Raw genomic sequence first — 18789 nt, forward strand, 5'->3', positions numbered from 1 at the left:
TCACCGGCGCAAGCGTGAGACCAGTCTGGCGATGCCCAGAACCAGCACCAGGATGACCAGGTTCGAAACGAGCCCCGCCAAAATGGCCTGCGTGAGGCTGGCCGAACCACCCGGCATGGTGGTTGGCAGTATCACGGCGACAAACACCACGCCGCAGGCCAACGGCAGGACACGCCCGGTCACCGGCGCGGTTCTCAGCATGGTGACCACCAAGGCAATGATCAGGCCGATGCGGAACACGTCGGTCAATTGCGAGAACACGAGATCAGTCACGGGGCGTTTCCTAGGGGTTTGAACGGGCAGCCTGCCCGCCTCTTCATGCACCTTGCAAATCCGACGGCGAGATCACCATCGGATTTGCGAGAAGCAAGCCGACCATCTGCCCAATCGGGAGAAGGTCGGATCGCAAAAACAATCGGGCCAAGGTCCCCGGGAGGACCAAGGCCCGATCATCGGCCCGTCATTATCGAGCGGCTGAGTCGCCGGCGAAGATGTCCTTCTTGTGCGTGCCACCCGGCACGAAGATCGTGCCGATCACCACCGTCATGACGGCGATCACGATGGCGTACCACAGACCGGAGTAGATGTTCCCGGTCTGCGCTGAGATCGCAAACGCGGTGGCGGGCATCAGACCACCGAACCAGCCGTTGCCGATGTGATACGGCAGCGACAGACCGGAGTAGCGGATGCGGGTCGGGAACATTTCCACCAGCATGGCGGCAATCGGGCCGTAGACCATGGTCACCAGGATGACGAGATAAGTCAGGATGGCAACGATGGTGAGCTTCTGCGCCGAGAAGATGTCGAAGAAGTGATTGGCTTTGGCGATGGATGTGTTGTCGGCCGGCACCAGCGGATAACCCGCCTGCTTCAGCGCGGCATTCAGGCTGCCGTCGAAGGTGGCTTTCGCTTTCTTCAGCTCATCGCCGGTCAACTTGCTCGCGTCGTACGACACGATGGCGGTCTCACCCACCTTGACGGTGGCAACCGTGCCGGCCGCGCTCTCGATGGTCTCGTAGTTCACCGAGGTGCGGGCCAGTTGTGCCTTGGCAATGTCGCAGGACGACGTGAACTTCACCGTGCCGGTCGGGTTGAACTGGAACGAGCAGTCGGTCGGCGACACCGTCACCGTGACGGGCGTCTGGTGTGCCGTGTAGAGCGCCGGGTTGGCGGTCTTGGTCAGGGCCGTGAACACCGGCAGGAAGGTGAGCGCACCCAGCAGGCAGCCGGTCAGGATGATGGGCTTGCGGCCAATGCGGTCGGACAGCGCGCCGAAGACCAGGAAGCCACCCGTGCCCAGGATCAGCGACCAGGCGACCATGACGTTGGCGGTGAAGCTGTCGACCTTGATCACGTTCTGCATGAAGAACAGCGCATAGAACTGGCCGGTGTACCAAACGACGGCCTGACCAGCGACCAGACCCAGCAGCGCGAGCAGTGCGATCTTGCCGTTTTTCCAGTTGCCGAAGGCTTCGCTCAGCGGAGCCTTGGACGTGCGACCCTCTTCCTTCATTTTCTTGAAGGCCGGGCTCTCGTTCATCTGCAGTCGGATGTAGAGCGAGATGGCCAGCAGGAAGATCGAGCCAATGAACGGAATGCGCCAGCCCCAGGCGTTGAACGCCTTGACCATGGTCGGATTGCCGTCGGCCATCAGGACCGCCACGCCATCCTTCAGCAGAGGCACATCGGGGTAGGCACCGTTGACGTAGCCTTGAACCGACAGGATCACGATCAGCGACAGCAGCAGGCCCAGCGTTGCCGTGGTCTGGATGAAGGCGGTGAAGTAACCACGCTGGTTGGCGGGCGCGTGTTCGGCCACGTAGATGGCTGCACCACCGTACTCGCCGCCCAGGGCCAGACCCTGCGCCATGCGCAGCAGGATCAGGATGATGGGCGCCGCCGTGCCGATGGTTTCATAGTTGGGCAGGATGCCCACCAGGAAGGTCGAGACGCCCATGATGACGATGGTCATCAGGAAGGTGTACTTGCGACCGATCATGTCGCCCAGCATGCCGAACACCAGCGCGCCGAAGGGGCGCACGATGAAGCCGGCAGCGAAGGCCAGCAGCGCGAACACGTTGCGCGTGCTTTCAGGGAAAGCGGTGAAGAACTGGGCTCCGATGATGGCCGCCAGCGAGCCATACAAATAGAAGTCGTACCACTCGAAAATCGTGCCCGCGGAAGAGGCCATGATGACCTTCTTCTCTTCGCGGGTCATCGGACGGGATCGCTCCCGCACATTGTTCGCCATGTCAGCTGTTGCCATTGTTTTCGCTTGCTCCATGTAGGTCCGGCACAGTGGCCCGACGGTTCTCACCCGCAGTCGGCTGCGGATCAGTTTGTGACTCCGGCGGCGAGTGTGTTAACGGTTTCTTACTGAAAAATTGCAGGCATGACGCAACCGTTCAAATCTAGGGAAAGCCCTTAGGAGAAAGCGGCGAAGCTGACTCGAAGCTTTCAAAAGTAGAGCAAGCGGGCTGCTTGCGTACGGCACCAGACAGACACCTTGTCAGCATCACTTCAGATTCGGGTCAGTGCTTGGTAAGAGCCCGGGCGCACGCTGAGGGCTCCATTTCACAACCGAGGAGACCCCATGCAAGACGACATGGTCCAACGCATCCTGAGCCACCCGAAGTACCAGGAGCTCAAGGCGAAACGATCCAGCTTCGGCTGGTGGCTGACCCTGGCGATGATGGTCGTGTACTACGGCTTCATCCTGCTGGTGGCCTTCAACAAGGCGTTCCTCTCGCAGCGGTTCGGTGACGGTGTGATGACGATCGGCATACCGATCGGCTTCGGCGTCATCGTGTTCACCATCGTCATCACGGCGATCTACGTGAAGCGCGCCAACACCGAGTTCGACGAACTCTCCAACGCAGTGGCACAGGCGGTGACGAAATGAAGCACCTCACGCCCACCCTGCGCCGCATCCTCACACTGCTGGCCCTCTTCGGGGTGTCGGCCGCTGTCTGGGCCGCTGGCGCCGACCTCGGTCAGTCCGAGAAGCAGGCCACCAACTGGACCGCCATCGGCATGTTCGGCGCCTTCGTGCTGTTCACGCTGTTCATCACCAAATGGGCCGCGGCCAAGACCAAGTCGGCGTCGGACTTCTACACCGCCGGTGGCGGCATCACCGGCTTTCAGAACGGCCTGGCGATCGCGGGCGACTACATGTCGGCCGCGTCTTTCCTCGGCATTTCGGCGGCGGTGATGGCCAGTGGCTTTGACGGTCTCATCTACTCCATCGGCTTCCTGGTGGGCTGGCCGGTCATCACCTTCCTGATGGCCGAGCGCCTGCGCAACCTGGGCAAGTTCACCTTCGCCGACGTGGCGGCTTTCCGCTTCGAGCAAACGCCCATCCGCATCTTCGCGGCCTCGGGCACGCTGGTGGTGGTGGCCTTCTACTTGATCGCGCAGATGGTGGGTGCGGGCCAGCTGATCAAGCTGCTGTTCGGTCTGGAGTACTGGATCGCCGTGGTGATCGTGGGCGCGCTGATGATGGTCTACGTGCTGTTCGGCGGCATGACGGCCACCACCTGGGTGCAGATCATCAAGGCCTGCCTGTTGCTGGGTGGCGCCTCGTTCATGGCGCTGTCGGTGCTGTGGCACTTCGGCTTCAGCCCCGAGGCCATGTTCGCCGGCGCGGTGAAGATCAAGACCGACCTGGCCCTGAAGGACGGCAAGACCGCCGAGGTGGCGGCCTCGCTGGGCCAATCCATCATGGGGCCGGGCAACTTCGTCAAGGACCCGATCTCGGCCATCAGCTTCGGCATGGCGCTGATGTTCGGCACCGCCGGCCTGCCGCACATCCTGATGCGCTTCTTCACCGTGCCCAGCGCCAAGGAAGCGCGCAAGTCGGTGATGTGGGCCACCGGCTGGATCGGCTACTTCTACCTGCTGACCTTCATCATCGGTTTCGGCGCGATCACGTTCGTGCTGACCAACCCGCAGTTCCTCGACGCCAAGGGCGCGCTGCTGGGCGGCAACAACATGGCGGCGGTGCACCTGTCCAACGCGGTGGGCGGCAACGTGTTCCTGGGCTTCATCTCGGCGGTGGCCTTTGCCACCATCCTCGCGGTGGTGGCTGGCCTCACGCTCTCGGGCGCCTCGGCCGTCTCGCACGACCTCTACGCCACCGTCATCAAGAAGGGCAAGGCCGACAGCGCTTCCGAGCTGCGGGTGTCCAAGATGACGACCATCGCGCTCGGCGTGGTGGCGGTGGTGCTGGGCATCGCGTTCGAGAAGCAGAACATCGCCTTCATGGTGTCGCTGGCGTTTGCCATCGCGGCCTCGGCCAACTTCCCCGTGCTGTTCATGAGCGTGCTGTGGAAAGACTGCACGACCAAGGGCGCGGTGATCGGTGGTTTCCTCGGGCTGATCTCGTCGGTGGCGCTCACCGTCGTGTCGCCCTCGGTGTGGGAAGTGACGCTGGGCAACCCCAAAGGCTCGGCGCTGTTCCCCTACACCTCGCCCGCCCTCTTCTCCATGACCATCGGCTTCGTGGGCATCTGGCTCTTCTCCATCCTGGACAACAGCCGGCGCGCCAAGATCGACCGCGCGGGCTTCCTTGCGCAGCAGGTGCGTTCGGAAACCGGCATCGGCGCATCGGGTGCTTCGGGCCACTGAAGAGCACCGATTTCAACGGTTCGATGCACGCCTGGGGGCCTGGATTCGCGATGCGGTCCAGGCCCCCTTTGTCCATGAGGGCGGTGTACACAGCAAGCACAAGGCTTAACCCAAAAGCTCCCACAACAGACATTCACTTACAACTTGTGAATTGCTTCATAGGCACAAAGCGCCCAGAATTTGTGACAGATTGCACAGTTCAAACAATTTGAAACAGCCACCCGGGGGAGTTCAAATGTCCAGCCAAGCATCTGCCACCGCCGCAAAAAAGCCGCAGGCCCTGTCGCTTCACATCGGCATCAACGAGGTGAGCGCCGCCCACTACGAGGGCTGGACCGGACCGCTGGCGGCCTGTGAATTCGATGCCCACGACATGGCCGCCCTGGCCACATCACAAGGCATGAAAAGCACCCTGCTGATCACCAAAAAAGCCACGCGCTCCAACCTGCTGGCGGCGCTGCGCAAAGCGGCCAAATCACTTTCCACCGGTGACTTTTTCTTCATGAGTTTTTCCGGGCATGGTGGCCAGGTGCCGGACGTGAGCGGTGAAGAAAAAGACGACAAGCAGGACGAAACCTGGTGCCTGTTCGACGGCCAGCTGATCGACGACGAGCTCTACTACGAGCTCAGCCTGTTCAAGGCCGGTGTGCGCATCTTCGTGGTCTCGGACAGTTGCCACAGCGGTACGGTGGTGCGCGCCGGGCGGCCACAGCCCGGCACACCGGCGCAGCGCCCGCGCATCATGCCGCTGGCCGTGGGCATGCGGGTCTACGCGGCGCACAAGGCCTTCTACGACCAGCTCCAGAACGACGTGGCCAGGCACGCCGGTGGGCGCGTGACCGATCCCGACACCGCGCTGGCCAATGTCACCGTGAGCAACCGCCTCACCGGCATCGTCAAGGCATTCAAGCCCGCGCTCATCCTCATCTCGGGGTGTCAGGACAACCAGTTCTCCATGGACGGCGACCACAACGGGGCCTTCACCGAACAACTGCTGCGCGTGTGGAACAACGGCGCCTTCACCGGCAGCTACGCGCGCATGCACGCGCTGATCCGCGCCGGCCTGCCACCCACGCAGTCGCCCAACCTGTTCACGCTCGGGCCAGCGGCCACGTTTTTGAAGCAGACGCCGTTCAGCGTCTGAACCGGCGGCGCCCGGCTCGGCGCCTTGTTTGCATCGACACCCCCAGGGAGGGTTTCACATGCTCGGCATCCAGAACCACCGTCTCACCGGCCCCGATGTGAGCTTTCGCGCCACGCCCAACGTCGGCGGCGTCCTGCGACCGCAGTTCGTGGTCTTGCACTACACCGCCGGGCGCACGCTGGAGAGTTCGGTGGAGTCGCTCTGCACGAAGAAGCCCCAGGGCAACGCGTCGGCGCACATCGTGCTCGGCCGCGACGGACGCATCGTGCAGCTCGCGCCGTTCAACGCCGTGACCTGGCACGCCGGCGTGAGCCAGTGGAACGGCGTCGATGGCCTGAACCACCACGCCATCGGGATCGAGATGGACAACGCCGGCCTGCTGCACCGCGAAGGAGAACGTTGCGTGTCGTGGTTCGGCAAGACCTACCCCGACAACGAGGTGGTGATGGCCGAACACCGGCACGGTGGCGGCGTGCGGCCCTGGCACCACTTCACCGAGGTGCAGATCGAGCGCGCGTTGCAGCTGTGCGAGGTGCTGGTGGCGCATTACGGCCTGAAGGACGTGCTGGGACACGAAGACATCGCACGCGGACGCAAGGTGGACCCCGGGCCGGCGTTCCCGCTGGCCGCTGTGCGCGCCCGCGCATTGGGTCGCGGTGCCGATGTGGCGGTGCGTCTGGTGGTCAACGCCGCCAGCCTGAACATCCGCAGCGGCCCGGCGGCCGAGTTTCCCAAAGTGGCGCCCGCACTCAAGCGCGGCGCCGAGCTGGTGCTGCTCGAACCACAAGACCGCTGGAGCCGCGTGGCGGTGGTGGGCGCCACCGATCTGGAGGGCTGGGTCTGCAACGACTTCGTGACGCGCCAGGCGTCCACACGCTCCAGCGGCGGGGTGCTTTCGCGCTCGCAGCGCGCCGTGCCGGTGGCGGCAAAAACACCGGCCAAGGCACCCGCCCGAAAGCGCGCAGCGCCAGCCAAAGAAACCACGACCACCCGCGCGCGGCGTTGAAGCCCGGTGCGCGCATCTGATGCAGAAAGTGCCTCCATGACCACCGCGCCCACGCCCATCACCTTCATCGTTCGCGGCCAGTCGCAAGCGACGCCCGCGGCCACACGCGGCCGCGGGTCCGGTTCTACGGCAGGCTTCGGCGGACGGGGCCAGACCCTGCAGCGTGTGCAGGTGGGCGCCACCCGTGGCAGCAGCGATGCGGTGCGGCTCACCGCGCGCCCTGGTCTCGACGCGGTGGTGCTTCACATCACCAACGGTCCCTCGCTCATGCTGCACCCCGAGACCGCGCGCGACCTGATGCTGGCGCAGTCGAACTCGCCGCGCAGCCGTGCAGGCGCCGCCGCCACCACGGACATCAACGTGCCGGCGCAACTGGGCTGGCCAGGTCTGGAGCAGGCGGGTGCGTCGCGCGGCACCTCGCGGGGGCGGCTGGGGGATGTGCTGCTGTCGGCCGTCGAAGTGGTCACGGGTCTGCTGCTGGAGCCGGTCTCGCGCATCACGGCCGCGAAGATCGCCGCGCGGGTGGACAACCAGGTCGAGGCGGGCTTGTACCCGCTGTCGGCGCAAAGCTTTGCCACGGTGCTCAAGGGCAACGGCCAGAGGATCCCCCGTCTGCCTGCGCCCACACCGGCCGATGCACCGTTGCTCGTGCTGCTGCACGGCACTTTCTCCGAGACACACGGCACCTTCGGCAAGCTGTGGCAGCACCACCCCAACAAGGTGCGCGAGCTGTTCACGCGTTTCGGGAACCGGGTCTATGGCTTCGACCATCCCACGCTCACGGCCAGCCCGATCGACAACGCGCTGCTGCTCGCGCGCTCGCTGCCCCGAGGCGCTCGACTGCACTTGCTCACCCATTCGCGCGGCGGCTTGGTGGCCGAGGTGCTGGCGCGGGTGTGTGCCCGGCCCGAGCTGGATGAAAAGTCGCTCACCCCGTTCAAGACACCCGAGCACCGCAACCAGCTCAAAGCGCTGCGCGAACTGGCCGCCGAACTCCAGGGGCGGGACATCAAGGTGGAGCGTGTGGTGCGTGTGGCCTGCCCGGCACGCGGCACCCTGCTGGCTTCCAAGCGGCTGGACGCCTATGTGTCGGTGCTCAAATGGTCGCTGGAGTTGGCCGCGATTCCGGTGGCGCCCACGCTGATCGACTTCATCGGGGAAGTGGCCAGCCAGCGCACCGACCCCGCCTTGATGCCGGGTCTGGAATGCATGATGCCGCAGAGCCCGCTGGTGCAGTGGCTGCACGCCGTCGAGGGGGCGGACGCAGGGCCGCTGCCGGGGCAGCTGCGGGTGGTGGCGGGCGACATCCAGGGCGACTCCATCACCTCGTGGGTCAAGACCCTGCTGGCCGACGCCTTTTACTGGACCGACAACGACCTGGTGGTGCAGACCCGGTCCATGTACGGCGGCACGCCGCGTGCACCCAGCGGCGGCCACGCGGCGGCCACCTTCGTGCTGGAGCGTGGCGGCAAAGTCTCCCACTTCAGCTACTTCAGCGAACCGCGCTCGACTGACGCCATCTGCAATGCGCTGGTGCAGGACACGCCTGCGGGCTTCCGGCCCATCGGACCGATGTCGTGGGCGGGCAGTTCCAGCGACGGCCTGCGCGGCATGCCCCGTGCGGGCAGCGCGGCATCCGCGTCCGAGCGCCCCGCCGTGATCCTGTTGCCCGGGATCCTCGGCAGCCACTTGGCGGTGGACGGCAAACGCATCTGGCTGAGCGCGCGCATCCTCGGTGGCCTGGGGCGTCTGGCCTATCCGGACAGCAGCGGAAAGGTGCTGCCCGACGGGGCCATCGGCAGCGTCTACGACGACCTCGCCGCCTTCCTGTCGACCACGCACGAGGTGATCGAGTTTTCATTCGACTGGCGCCGCCCGATCGAGGAAGAAGGCGCCCGCCTGGCCGATGTGATGGACCAGGCCCTGAGTGCGCGCGCCACCAGTGGCCAGCCGGTGCGGCTGCTGGCCCATTCCATGGGTGGCGTGGTCGCGCGCACCGTGCAACTGGAGCGCCCCGATGTGTGGCAGCGTTGGCTGGAACGTCCGGGCTCACGCCTGCTGATGCTGGGCACGCCCAACGGCGGCTCGTTCGCGCCCATGCAGGTGCTCTCGGGCGACGACAGCATGGGCAATGCACTCGCCGCCTTCGGCCTGCCGTTCCAGGACCACAAGGCGCGCCGCCTCATGGCGGCCATGCCCGGCTTCATCCAGCTGCAGGCCGGCTTGCTGGACCCCTCGCTGGGCCTGTCACACAGCGAGCGGTGGCAGACCCTGGCCGACCAGGACATGAAAACACTGGAGGAGGCCAACGTCTGGCACGACCCGATCAGCCAGCAAACCGTGTACCGCTGGGGCGTTCCCCCGCAAGAGGTGCTGGACCGTGCCGTGGCCTTGCGCCGCCGGCTCGACCAGCAGCGCGACGCGGCACTGCCGGGCTTCAGCGACCGGCTGTTGATGGTGGTGGGCCACGCACGCTTCACACCGGCGGGCTTCGAGATGGACGGGCGCGAGGGCCTGGTCTACCTGGACCAGCCCGATGGCGGCGATGGCCGCGTCACGCTCGACAACGCCTTGCTGCCCGGCGTGCGCACCTGGAAGGTGGACTGCGAACACGGCGGCCTGCCCGATGCGGCTTCGGCCTTTGCCGGCTACCTTGATCTGCTGCAGCACGGCGACACGCAACGCCTGCCGGTGATGGCACAGACACCCGTGGCACGCAGCGGCAGCACCCTCACCGCCCTGGTGCGCAGCCGGCCGTCGCGCCAGCGCAGCGCGGTCGTGCAGCCGCCCACCGGCCTGGGCGAACTGCTGGCGCAAGTGGCAGACGCCCCCATCCGCACCGAAGCACCGCAGGGCGCACTGCGCATCAGCGTGCACAACGCCAACCTCAAGTTCATCAGCTCGCCCTTGCTGGTGGGTCACTACTTTGCGTCCACCCTGAGCGGCACCGAAGCGGTGGTTGACCGGTTCATCGGGGGCGCCATGTCGGCATCGCTCACGGCGGGCCTGTACCCGGAAGCGCCGGGCACGCACCAGATCTTCGTCAACAACCGGCAGGACCCGGACAGCCCGCTGGCCCTGCCCCGCCCACCCCATGTGGTGGTGGCGGGCCTGGGTGCAGAAGGCAAGCTCAAGAGCGCGGCCATCACCCACACCGTGCGTCAGGCCACGCTGGCCTGGGCGCAGCGCGTGGCCGAAGCGCCGGGCGGCGGCGCCGCCCAGTTCGAACTGGCGGCCACACTGATTGGCAGCGGGGGCAGCGGCATCAGCGTGAGCACCTCGGCGCAAGCGGTGGCGCAAGGCGTGCGCGAGGCCAACGAAAAACTCCTTGCCGGCCAGTGGCCGGTGGTGAGCCACCTGCGCCTGGTGGAGCTCTACCTTGACCGGGCCACCGACGCCTGGGGAGCGCTGACCTTGCTGTGCGCCGCCTCGCCCGACCACTTTGTGCTCTCCCCGTGCGTCATCTCGGGCGTGGGCGCACTGCGCAAGACGCTGGACAACGGCTACCGCGGCACCGCTTACGACTTCATCAGCGCCGTGACCCAGCTGGATGAGACCGGCGAGCCGAGCATCGTCTACACGCTGGACACCCAGCGGGCCCGCGCCGAGGTGCGTGCGCAGGCCACGCAGGGGAGGCTGGTGGGCGAGTTGGTGCGCCGTGCATCGAACGACGCCAACCGCGACCGGGAGATCGGACGCACGCTGTTCCAGTTGCTGGTCCCGGTGGAGATGGAGTCCAGCCTGAGCGGCACCAGCGAACTGCTGCTGGAGGTGGACGACGGCACCGCCGCCATTCCGTGGGAACTGCTGGATGCGCCGGACGATGGCCGGGGCGGCCCCGAGGCGCCCTGGGCCATCCGCAACAAGTTGCTGCGCCGCCTGCGCACGGTGGCCTTTCGCTCCCAGGTGAGCGACGCGCGCCTGGAAGACTGCGTGCTGGTGATCGGCGAGCCGCTCTGCGACCCGGCGTTGTACCCGCCGCTGCCGGCGGCGCGTGCCGAGGCTGAGGCGGTGGTGGAGGCCCTCAGCGGGCAGCTCGGACTGGACGCCTCCCGCGTGCATGCGCTGATCGCGCTTGACGACGGCCTGGGGCCCGATGCGGCCGCCGTGACCACCGCGCTGCTGCAGCGGCGCTACCGGATCGTGCACATTGCCGGCCATGGTGAGCCCGAACTGGAGCGTCCCGGCAAGCCTCCACTGATGCGCGGTGTGGTGCTGAGCGACAACACATTCCTCGGGCCCCGCGAGGTGCAGGCCATGCGGGTGGTGCCCGAACTGGTGTTTCTCAACTGCTGCCATCTGGCCGCCGATCCCGACAAACTGCTCAAAGGGGGCTACGACCGTGCGCAGTTTGCCGCGGGCGTGGCCAAGCAGTTGATCCGCATCGGCGTGCGCTGCGTGGTGGCGGCGGGCTGGGCGGTGGAGGACGACGCGGCCAATGTGTTTGCCACGGAGTTTTACCGCGCCTTGCTCTCGGGCCAGCGTTTCATGGACGCGGTGCAGGCCGCCCGCGTGGCCGCCTACAACGCCAGCCCGCAGGGCAACACCTGGGCCGCTTACCAATGCTACGGGGACCCCGACTGGGTGTGGCAACGCAACGAGGCCGACACGCGCCGCACACCCCCACCGCTGTCCAAGCTGTACGCCGGCATCGCCTCGCCGGTGGCGCTCGCGCTCGCCCTGGAAACCCTCGCGGTGCAAAGCACCACCCAGGGCGTGGCGCCCGAACCCCAACGCGAAAAAATCCGCTACCTGGAAGCCCGCTTCGACAACGAATGGGGCGGCATGGGCGCGGTGGCCGAAGCCTTTGGTGTGGCCTGGGCGGCGGCCCGCGACATCGAGCGCGCGCTGCACTGGTACCGCCGCGCGGTGGCGGCCAACGACGGCAGCGCCTCGGTGAAGGCCAATGAACAACTGGCGAATCTGGGTGCGCGCCAGGCCTGGGTCAGGGTGGAGGCAGCGGGGCGCAACGGGGCCAAGCCCGCCGCGCTCAAGGCGCTGGTGGACCAAGGCCGGACCGACATCCACCACGCCATTGCCATCCTCGACGCGCTGGTGACGCTCTCGCCCACCGTCGAGCGGGAGAGCCTGCTGGGCTCGACGTGGAAGCGCATGGCCCGACTCGAAGGCCGGGCGGGGCCCCCCGCTGCTGCAGCCAAGGCACACGCTGTGGATCACATGGCCGAGCATTACCGGCGCGCCGAGGCCCTGGCCCTGCAGAGCGGGCTGGCCGATCTGTTTTACCCCGCGCTCAACCTGGTGGCCGCCGACTTGTTGGCACACGGGCCTGACCGCCATCGGTCCGGGGGCGCCGAGCGCAGGCAGCGTGTGCGCCAGGGCCTGGAGCGCAAGTTGCGCGAGGACCCGGACTTCTGGAGCGTGGTGGGACTGCCCGAACTCAGCGTGTACGAGTCCCTGGCCGACCACACACTGGCCACGCATCTGCCGACCATCCTCGGCAGCTTCGAAGACCTGCACCAACGCGCCGGCACCGGCTGGATGTGGGCCTCGGTGGCCGACCAGCTCGGCTTCGTGCTGGAGCACCTCGATGGTGTCACCAGCGCCGACCGGTCCGCGGCCAACGAATTGTTGGATGTGCTCAACCGCTACGCCGCCGAATGAACCGCATCTTCATCAGCTACCGGGCGTCCGACGGCAAAAAGGACGCCGACCGTCTCTGCGCCGACCTCAGCCGGCTCTACGGTGCCGACCAGGTGTTCTTCGACAAGCAGGACCTCAGGGGCGGACATTCATGGCGCAGCGCCATCATGGCCGCGCTCGGCACGAAACCGGTGGTGCTGCTGCTGGTCACACCCGAGCTGCTGGGCATGGCACACCCCGAAGGCGGTCGGCGCATCGACCGCGATGACGACCCCATCCGCGGCGAGGTGCTGACCGCCCAGGCCCACGGTGCCACCATCGTTCCGCTGCTCACCGAAGGCGTTTCGATGCCGGCGACCGGCGACATTCCGCCGCCACTGCGGTTTTTGAAGGAAGCGCATGCGCTCAAGCTGCGCACCGAAGACTGGGCCGACGACCTGGCCAAGATCGTGGCCGATCTGGCCACGCACGGCATCCAGCCACTGGTGCGGCGCGACCCCGAGCGCCCGGAAAAGCGCACCTGGTTGCAGCGCATGCAGCGCGGCTTCATGTGGATCGGCGGCATCTTCGTCGGGCTCATCGTCATCGGTCTGCTGGTCCCCGAGGATGACGTGTCCGTCCCACCCCCACCGCCTCCGTCCGCGGCAGCCACACCCGCGCCGGCGCCGGTTCACGCCGCGCGCGATGTCTCCGGCCTGTGGTGGTCCATCGACGAAGACAACCGACGCTTGCGGGTGCAGTTCACCGTGAACAACGGTGCGATCCAGCTGCAGACCGACGCATTTCCCATCGCCTGGTATCCGCGCTGGCAGGCCTATGCCCAGGGTGTTCGCGAGATGGGACTGATCGTCAACGAGGTGCGCTACGTGGGCCAGGGTGCGCTCACCGATGTGATGGGCACCCCGCGCATCGAAATGCCGGTGCAAGCCGTCACCGCCGACGGCCGTGGCCCGCTGGACACCGGCAGCCTGGTGCTCACCGCCAGCGTCGATGGCCGCGAACTCACCGGTCAGCTCTGGAGCAACGGCGAGCAGGCCGAGACGCCGGTGCGGCTGCTGCGACAACCCTGAAACCCCATGGAGACTTTCATGACCAAACTCGTTCACGTCTGCACCCAGCGCCTGCTGCCCGCCGAGCTCATGCAGTTCCAGCCTGTGGTGCGCAGCCGCGGCCGCACGCGCGCGATCATGCCGCTGGGCAAGCTCTGGATGAACGGCAGCACGCTGCGCGTTCGGTTCATCGGCGGTACCGCCGCACAGCAGGCCAAGGTGCGCGAGCAGGCACAGTGGTGGACGGTGCACGCCAACCTGAAGTTCGAGTTCAACAACGCCCCCGACGCCGAGATCCGCATCAGCTTCGACCCGGCCAAGGGCGCCTGGTCCTACGTGGGCACCGACAACCGCAGCATCCCGCAAGACCAGCCCACCATGAACCTGGGCTTCATGGACGGCGGCACGGTGGCGCACGAGTTCGGTCACGCCATCGGGCTGATGCACGAGCACCAGAACCCGGCGGGTGGCATCCAGTGGAACGAAGCGGCGGTGATCCGCGACCTCTCGGGCCCGCCCAACAACTGGAGCGAGGCCACCATCCGGCACAACGTGCTCGACAAGTACCGCGCCGACCAGATCAACGGCACCACCTTCGACCCCGACTCGGTGATGCTGTATTTCTTCCCGGGCAGCTGGGTCCAGAGCGGTGTGGGCACGCGCGCCAACGCGGCACTCTCGGCACTCGACAAGGCCTTCATCGGTGGCGCCAAGGCTTACCCCAAAGCCGCCCCCACCTTGGTGGACGCGAAAGAGATCCAGGTCGGCGCCACCCGGCGCACCTCGGCGTCCATCGGCAAGGCGGGCGAAGAAGACGTGTTCCAGTTCCAAGTGAAGAGCGCGGGCAGGCACATCATCGACACCCGTGGCCCCACCGACGTGGTGATGAAACTCTTCGGGCCCGACAGCCCCACCGCCGTGATCGCCGAAGACGACGACAGCGGCGTGGACACCAACGCGCTCATCCACGCCGACCTGATTCCGGGTCGCTACCACATCCAGGTGCGCCACTACAACAAAGCCAGCGGCATGGGGAACTACTCGGTGAAGGTGCGGCGCGCCTGAGCGAAAGCACAACCCATGAAAGACTTCTTCGTCAGCTACAACCGGGCCGACCGCGCCTGGGCCGAGTGGCTGGCGTGGCAGCTGGAGGCGGCAGGCTATGCCGTCGTGATCCAGGCCTGGGACTTTCGACAGGGCGGCAACTACGTGCTGGACATGCAACGCGCCATCGACAGCGCGCAGCGCACCCTGATTGTTCTCTCACCCGACTTCCTGGCCTCGCAGTACACCGCACCCGAATGGGCTGCGGCCTTTGCCCAGGACCCCACGGGCGCACAGGGCCGGCTGCTGCCGGTTCGCGTGCGCGAGTGCCAGCCCACCGGCCTGCTCGCCCAGATCGTCTACATCGACCTGGTGGGCATCAAAAACCGCGATGAGGCGCGCGAACGCCTGCTGGCCGGGGCCGCGAAGGGGCGCGTCAAGCCCGAGACCGAACCCGACATGCCCATGCTCGCACATGGACATTCGGGTGCGGGTCCGGAGCCGGCTTGGCCCCCCTCGCTGACACTCGCGGCGCGCCTCGCTGCCAGCGTGTTCTGGCGCATGGCCCGGTTCTCTCTGGTGCTGCTCGCCGTTGCCTTCGTGGTGCTGGCACTGCTCGCCGAGGCCTTGCCGGCCTGGCGTTCCGAGAGCCCGGCCCGGCTCTACATGGCGGCACTGCTGTGGGGACTCGTGGTGGCGCTGGCGCTGGAGTGGCTGCTGCACCGGCGGGAACGCATGGCCACACCTCAGGGGAGTCGCACATGAACATCTCGCTCGCACGCCTGGGGCTCGCCGTGCTGCTGCTCGGTGCCGTGTCGGGCGTCTCAGCGGCGCCCGATCCAGCGGCCCTCGCGGCTTTGAAGGCCGCACAAGACCGGCTGACCCAACGGGAACAGCTCCACCGCCAGACCCAGGCCGCCGCCAGCGCGGCCCGGCAGCTCGGGGCCTCGGTGCAGGCCACGCGCAACGCCTGGGAGGCCAGCCGCCAGGCGGGTGCCGCCGCACGCGATGCCGTGGCCGCCGCCACCGACTGCCTGGCCCAGGTGCCCAAGGCCATCGACGCGCAGACCCGGGCACTGGACGATGTCGTGGCATCGCAGGCGCTGTCGACCCAGGCGGTGCAAGCCGTGATTGCCGCCGATGGGCCGGCGTTGGAGCGGGCCGCGCGCGCTTCGGACGCCGCGTTCCAGCGGCGCGTCGCAGCCGAACAGGGCGCAGACGGCCAGCGGGAAGCCTTGCGCAGCCTTGTGCAGCGGTGCACCAGCGCCACACGACAAGCCGATGTGCGGCTTGACCTGGCCTTCGAACAACAGCACAGCCTGACCCGCCGGGTCACCGAAGTGCCCGCTCAACAACAGGAACTGGCGACCCGATGGACCGAAGCCGCTGCAGGGCACCGCGCCGCTGCGCGCGCGGGCTGGGTCGCCGCACCTCCGCCCGACCTGACGCTGCCGGATGGCGACATTGGCCGCTCGCTGGCGCGCGCCATGTCCCCCGCGCCGAGCAGAGGACAGCGCGCCCATGACGCGGCGCTCCTGCCATTGCGGCAACCGCAAGCCGATCCGTTGCCACAGGCCCAAACACTGGCACGCCTGCTCGACGCGGCGGCGTACCTCGATCTCGTCAACGCTCCACCCGCCTGCTCCGACACCGCGGCTTGCGACGCCATGAGGGCCGAACGCCGCGAGATCGCACCACGCATCGCGCTGGCGCAAGAGCAGCTGCGCGCAACACGCCTGGCCGCGTCATCAGCCGCTCGGGAGGTGGCCTCGCTCTCAGGGCCCTTGCAGGTGGAACTGCTTGTGCACCGCAGCGCCTTGGCCCTGGCCGACGCCGACCTCGCGCGTGTGCTGGACGATGCCGCCGCAGGCAGCCAGAGCGCCGACGCGGCACTGCGCATGCTGCAAGCCCGGGCTGCTGCCGCCCTGGCACAGGCCGAAGCCGATTGGGAGTCCGCCTGGCGGCAGGCCCATGGTCGCCCCCCTGAACCGCGTGTGAGCACCGTGCCCTTCAGCGCCAAGCTCAACATGCAGGCCATGCCCGCACCCGCCGCCACCATGAGCGCAGCGATCGACCTGCGCAGCCATGCTTACGAATGGTTCGAGGCATGGAACACCGAGCGCAAGGGCTTTGGCGCTTACACCTACGTGCTGATGCGCAGTGCCAGCGACCTGGGCAACGCGGACGCCAGACGGCGTTTCTCAAAGCTGCTGGAAACGCTGCAAAAGTTGCCCCAGGCACATCTGGTGGACCCAGACCAGGCGCGCCACGTCAATCTGTTCTGCCTTCCCGGCGCGCGCGTCGAGGACTCCAGCGCCCTGCCCTATGCCAGCGACCTTGGCCAGCAGCTCAAGTTGCGCGCCCAAAACGGCCTGCTGACCCGCAAGGAAGTGAGCCAGCGCCTGCTGGCCTCACCCGGTCCGTTCCTGATTACCTTGCCCGGCCGGATGGCGGACGTGTCGTCCGGCTCACCGCTGCTGTTTGCCGACCTGTCCTCGTACCCGGACGATGCCATTGCCGACTTGGCCACGCATTACATGAACGGTCTGGTCAACGACTTTCCGAGCCAGCAACTGCTCTGGAAGCCGCCGGTGTTACAGCGCGTGGCCCTGGTCATGATCCACCTCGCCACAGGCACAGGCGACATGGTGAGCACCCTCATGCCCACGGCACAGGCCGCGCCGCGCTGAGACGTCAGGCCGCGACGGCTTCTTCCACCTTGGCGGCCACCACCGGCTGGCGGATCAAATAGTCGAAGGCGCTGAGCGCGGCCTTGGAACCATCGCCCGCAGCGATGACGATCTGCTTGTAGGGCACGGTCGTGCAGTCACCCGCAGCAAACACGCCGGGCACGTTGGTGTGGCCTTTGGCATCGATCTCGATCTCGCCGTAGCGGCTCAGGTCCACGGTGCCTTTGAGCCATTCGGTGTTGGGCACCAGGCCGATCTGCACGAACACACCTTCCAGCGCCAGGTGCTTCACCTCGCCGCTCACGCGGTCCTTGAACGACATGCCGTTGACCTTGCCACCGGCACCCGTGATCTCGGTGGTCTGTGCGTTCACGTTGATGGTCACATTGGGCAGGCTTTTCAGCTTGCTCACCAACACCGCATCGGCCTTCAGCGCGTCGGCGAATTCAACCAGCGTCACGTGCTTCACGATGCCGGCCAGGTCGATCGCGGCTTCCACGCCGGAGTTGCCCCCGCCGATCACCGCCACGTCCTTGCCCTTGAAGAGCGGGCCATCGCAATGCGGGCAATACGCCACGCCCTTGTTCTTGTACTCGGTCTCGCCGGGCACGTTCACGTTGCGCCAGCGCGCACCGGTGGACAGGATCACGCTGCGGGCCTGCAGCACCGCGCCGTTGGCCATTTGCACCCGCACCAGACCGCCCGCTTCAGCGGCCGGGATGATCTTGTCGGCGCGCTGCAGGTTCATGATGTCCACGTCGTAGTGGCGCACCTGGGCTTCGAGCGCGGCGGCAAACTTCGGTCCGTCGGTCTCCAGCACGCTGATGTAGTTCTCGATCGCCATGGTGTCGTTGGTCTGGCCACCAAACCGCTCGGCGGCCACGCCCACGCGGATGCCCTTGCGGGCGGCGTACACGGCCGCAGCCGCACCCGCCGGCCCACCACCGACGATCAGCACATCAAAGGGATCCTTGGCGCTGAGCTTGGCGGCTTCGCGCTCGTCGGACTTCACGTCCAGCTTGGCAACAATCTCTTCGAGCAGCATGCGGCCCGAGCCAAACAACTCGCCATTGAGGAAGACCATGGGCACGGCCAGAATCTGGCGCTCGTCAACCTCGGCCTGGTACAGGCCGCCGTCGATCACCGTGGCTTTCACGGCCGGGTTCAGGATGGACATCAGCGTCAGTGCCTGCACCACGTCCGGGCAGTTGTGGCACGAGAGGCTCATGTACATCTCGAAATTGAAGTCGCCTTCCAGGCCCTTGATCTGGTCGATCACGGCGGCTTCGACCTTGGGTGGGTGGCCACCGGTCCACAGCAGCGCCAGCACCAGCGACGTGAACTCGTGGCCCAGCGGGATCGCGGCGAAGCGCACGCCGGTGGTTTCACCGTCGCGAGCGATCACGAACGATGGCTTGCGCGCATCGGTGCCGCTCTCGTCATAGCTCACCAGGTCGGAGAGCTCGGCCACTTCCTGCAGCAACTCCTTCATCTCGGTCGCGCCAGCGCTCTCGTCGAGCGAAGCAATCAGTCGGATCGGGCGCTGCAGCTTGCCCAGGTAGGCCTGCAACTGGGCCTTGAGGTTGGTGTCGAGCATGAAATTCTCCTGAATGGGGTTGAGGCATCAAT

The 18789-nt window shown here is 66.8% G+C and carries 12 protein-coding genes; 9 read left to right on the forward strand and 3 right to left on the reverse strand.

All coding sequences use genetic code 11. The features are described 5' to 3' along the window. Together Q1W68_RS18175 and Q1W68_RS18180 are read right to left on the reverse strand one after the other, a co-directional pair. The gene (locus Q1W68_RS18175; RefSeq protein WP_300649213.1) at window positions 1-273 is read right to left on the reverse strand and encodes a hypothetical protein; all 273 of its coding nucleotides are present in this window, start codon (window positions 271-273) and stop codon (window positions 1-3) included. 190 nt (window positions 274-463) lie between these two features. Continuing rightward, complete coding sequence (locus Q1W68_RS18180; protein ID WP_300649211.1) at window positions 464-2218, reverse strand: MFS transporter; 1755 nt, start codon at window positions 2216-2218, stop codon at window positions 464-466. Window positions 2219-2593: 375 nt separating this feature from the next. Here Q1W68_RS18180 and Q1W68_RS18185 point away from each other — a divergent pair, with 375 nt between their 5' ends. The 9 genes from Q1W68_RS18185 (at window position 2594) to Q1W68_RS18225 (ending at window position 17160) form a co-directional block, all read left to right on the forward strand. After that, window positions 2594-2902 (forward strand): DUF485 domain-containing protein, encoded by a 309-nt coding sequence (locus Q1W68_RS18185; RefSeq protein WP_300649210.1) that lies wholly within the window; start codon window positions 2594-2596, stop codon window positions 2900-2902. Next, complete coding sequence (locus Q1W68_RS18190) at window positions 2899-4626, forward strand: cation acetate symporter (RefSeq protein ID WP_300659562.1); 1728 nt, start codon at window positions 2899-2901, stop codon at window positions 4624-4626. Before Q1W68_RS18185 ends, Q1W68_RS18190 begins: the two co-directional genes overlap by 4 nt. A 235-nt stretch (window positions 4627-4861) precedes the next feature. Next, window positions 4862-5770 (forward strand): caspase family protein, encoded by a 909-nt coding sequence (locus Q1W68_RS18195; RefSeq protein ID WP_300659565.1) that lies wholly within the window; start codon window positions 4862-4864, stop codon window positions 5768-5770. Between the two features lie 58 nt (window positions 5771-5828). Next, window positions 5829-6776, forward strand: coding sequence for an N-acetylmuramoyl-L-alanine amidase (locus Q1W68_RS18200; RefSeq protein WP_300651177.1), 948 nt, complete (start codon window positions 5829-5831; stop codon window positions 6774-6776). A 36-nt stretch (window positions 6777-6812) separates the two neighbouring features. Further along, window positions 6813-12398, forward strand: coding sequence for a CHAT domain-containing protein (locus Q1W68_RS18205; protein WP_300717226.1), 5586 nt, complete (start codon window positions 6813-6815; stop codon window positions 12396-12398). Continuing rightward, a complete protein-coding gene (locus Q1W68_RS18210; RefSeq protein ID WP_300717227.1) occupies window positions 12395-13447 on the forward strand; it encodes a toll/interleukin-1 receptor domain-containing protein in 1053 nt (350 codons plus the stop codon). Before Q1W68_RS18205 ends, Q1W68_RS18210 begins: the two co-directional genes overlap by 4 nt. A gap of 18 nt (window positions 13448-13465) precedes the next feature. Then, the gene (locus Q1W68_RS18215; RefSeq protein ID WP_300717228.1) at window positions 13466-14491 is read left to right on the forward strand and encodes a M12 family metallopeptidase; all 1026 of its coding nucleotides are present in this window, start codon (window positions 13466-13468) and stop codon (window positions 14489-14491) included. 15 nt (window positions 14492-14506) lie between these two features. After that, the gene (locus Q1W68_RS18220; RefSeq protein ID WP_300655437.1) at window positions 14507-15235 is read left to right on the forward strand and encodes a toll/interleukin-1 receptor domain-containing protein; all 729 of its coding nucleotides are present in this window, start codon (window positions 14507-14509) and stop codon (window positions 15233-15235) included. Further along, window positions 15232-17160, forward strand: a complete 1929-nt coding sequence (locus Q1W68_RS18225) for a hypothetical protein (RefSeq protein WP_300655439.1) — start codon at window positions 15232-15234, stop codon at window positions 17158-17160. The genes Q1W68_RS18220 and Q1W68_RS18225 overlap by 4 nt, the downstream gene beginning before the upstream one ends. A 4-nt stretch (window positions 17161-17164) precedes the next feature. Here Q1W68_RS18225 and ahpF read toward each other — a convergent pair whose 3' ends face one another. Further along, entirely contained in the window at window positions 17165-18757 is a 1593-nt protein-coding gene (ahpF, locus tag Q1W68_RS18230) for an alkyl hydroperoxide reductase subunit F (RefSeq protein WP_300659573.1), read from the reverse strand. Window positions 18758-18789: the final 32 nt, after the last annotated feature.

Source organism: Hydrogenophaga sp. (assembly GCF_030158645.1).
Taxonomy (GTDB): Bacteria; Pseudomonadota; Gammaproteobacteria; order Burkholderiales; family Burkholderiaceae_C; genus Hydrogenophaga.

What these genes read in the sequence shown, in the direction of transcription:
- Q1W68_RS18225 (WP_300655439.1), top strand. Translation starts at nt 15,232, where the DNA reads ATGAACATCTCGCTCGCACGCCTGGGGCTCGCCGTGCTGCTGCTCGGT.
- Q1W68_RS18210 (WP_300717227.1), top strand. Translation starts at nt 12,395, where the DNA reads ATGAACCGCATCTTCATCAGCTACCGGGCGTCCGACGGCAAAAAGGAC.
- Q1W68_RS18220 (WP_300655437.1), top strand. Translation starts at nt 14,507, where the DNA reads ATGAAAGACTTCTTCGTCAGCTACAACCGGGCCGACCGCGCCTGGGCC.
- Q1W68_RS18190 (WP_300659562.1), top strand. Translation starts at nt 2,899, where the DNA reads ATGAAGCACCTCACGCCCACCCTGCGCCGCATCCTCACACTGCTGGCC.
- Q1W68_RS18180 (WP_300649211.1), bottom strand. Translation starts at nt 2,218, where the DNA reads ATGACCCGCGAAGAGAAGAAGGTCATCATGGCCTCTTCCGCGGGCACG.
- ahpF (WP_300659573.1), bottom strand. Translation starts at nt 18,757, where the DNA reads ATGCTCGACACCAACCTCAAGGCCCAGTTGCAGGCCTACCTGGGCAAG.
- Q1W68_RS18200 (WP_300651177.1), top strand. Translation starts at nt 5,829, where the DNA reads ATGCTCGGCATCCAGAACCACCGTCTCACCGGCCCCGATGTGAGCTTT.
- Q1W68_RS18195 (WP_300659565.1), top strand. Translation starts at nt 4,862, where the DNA reads ATGTCCAGCCAAGCATCTGCCACCGCCGCAAAAAAGCCGCAGGCCCTG.
- Q1W68_RS18215 (WP_300717228.1), top strand. Translation starts at nt 13,466, where the DNA reads ATGACCAAACTCGTTCACGTCTGCACCCAGCGCCTGCTGCCCGCCGAG.
- Q1W68_RS18185 (WP_300649210.1), top strand. Translation starts at nt 2,594, where the DNA reads ATGCAAGACGACATGGTCCAACGCATCCTGAGCCACCCGAAGTACCAG.
- Q1W68_RS18205 (WP_300717226.1), top strand. Translation starts at nt 6,813, where the DNA reads ATGACCACCGCGCCCACGCCCATCACCTTCATCGTTCGCGGCCAGTCG.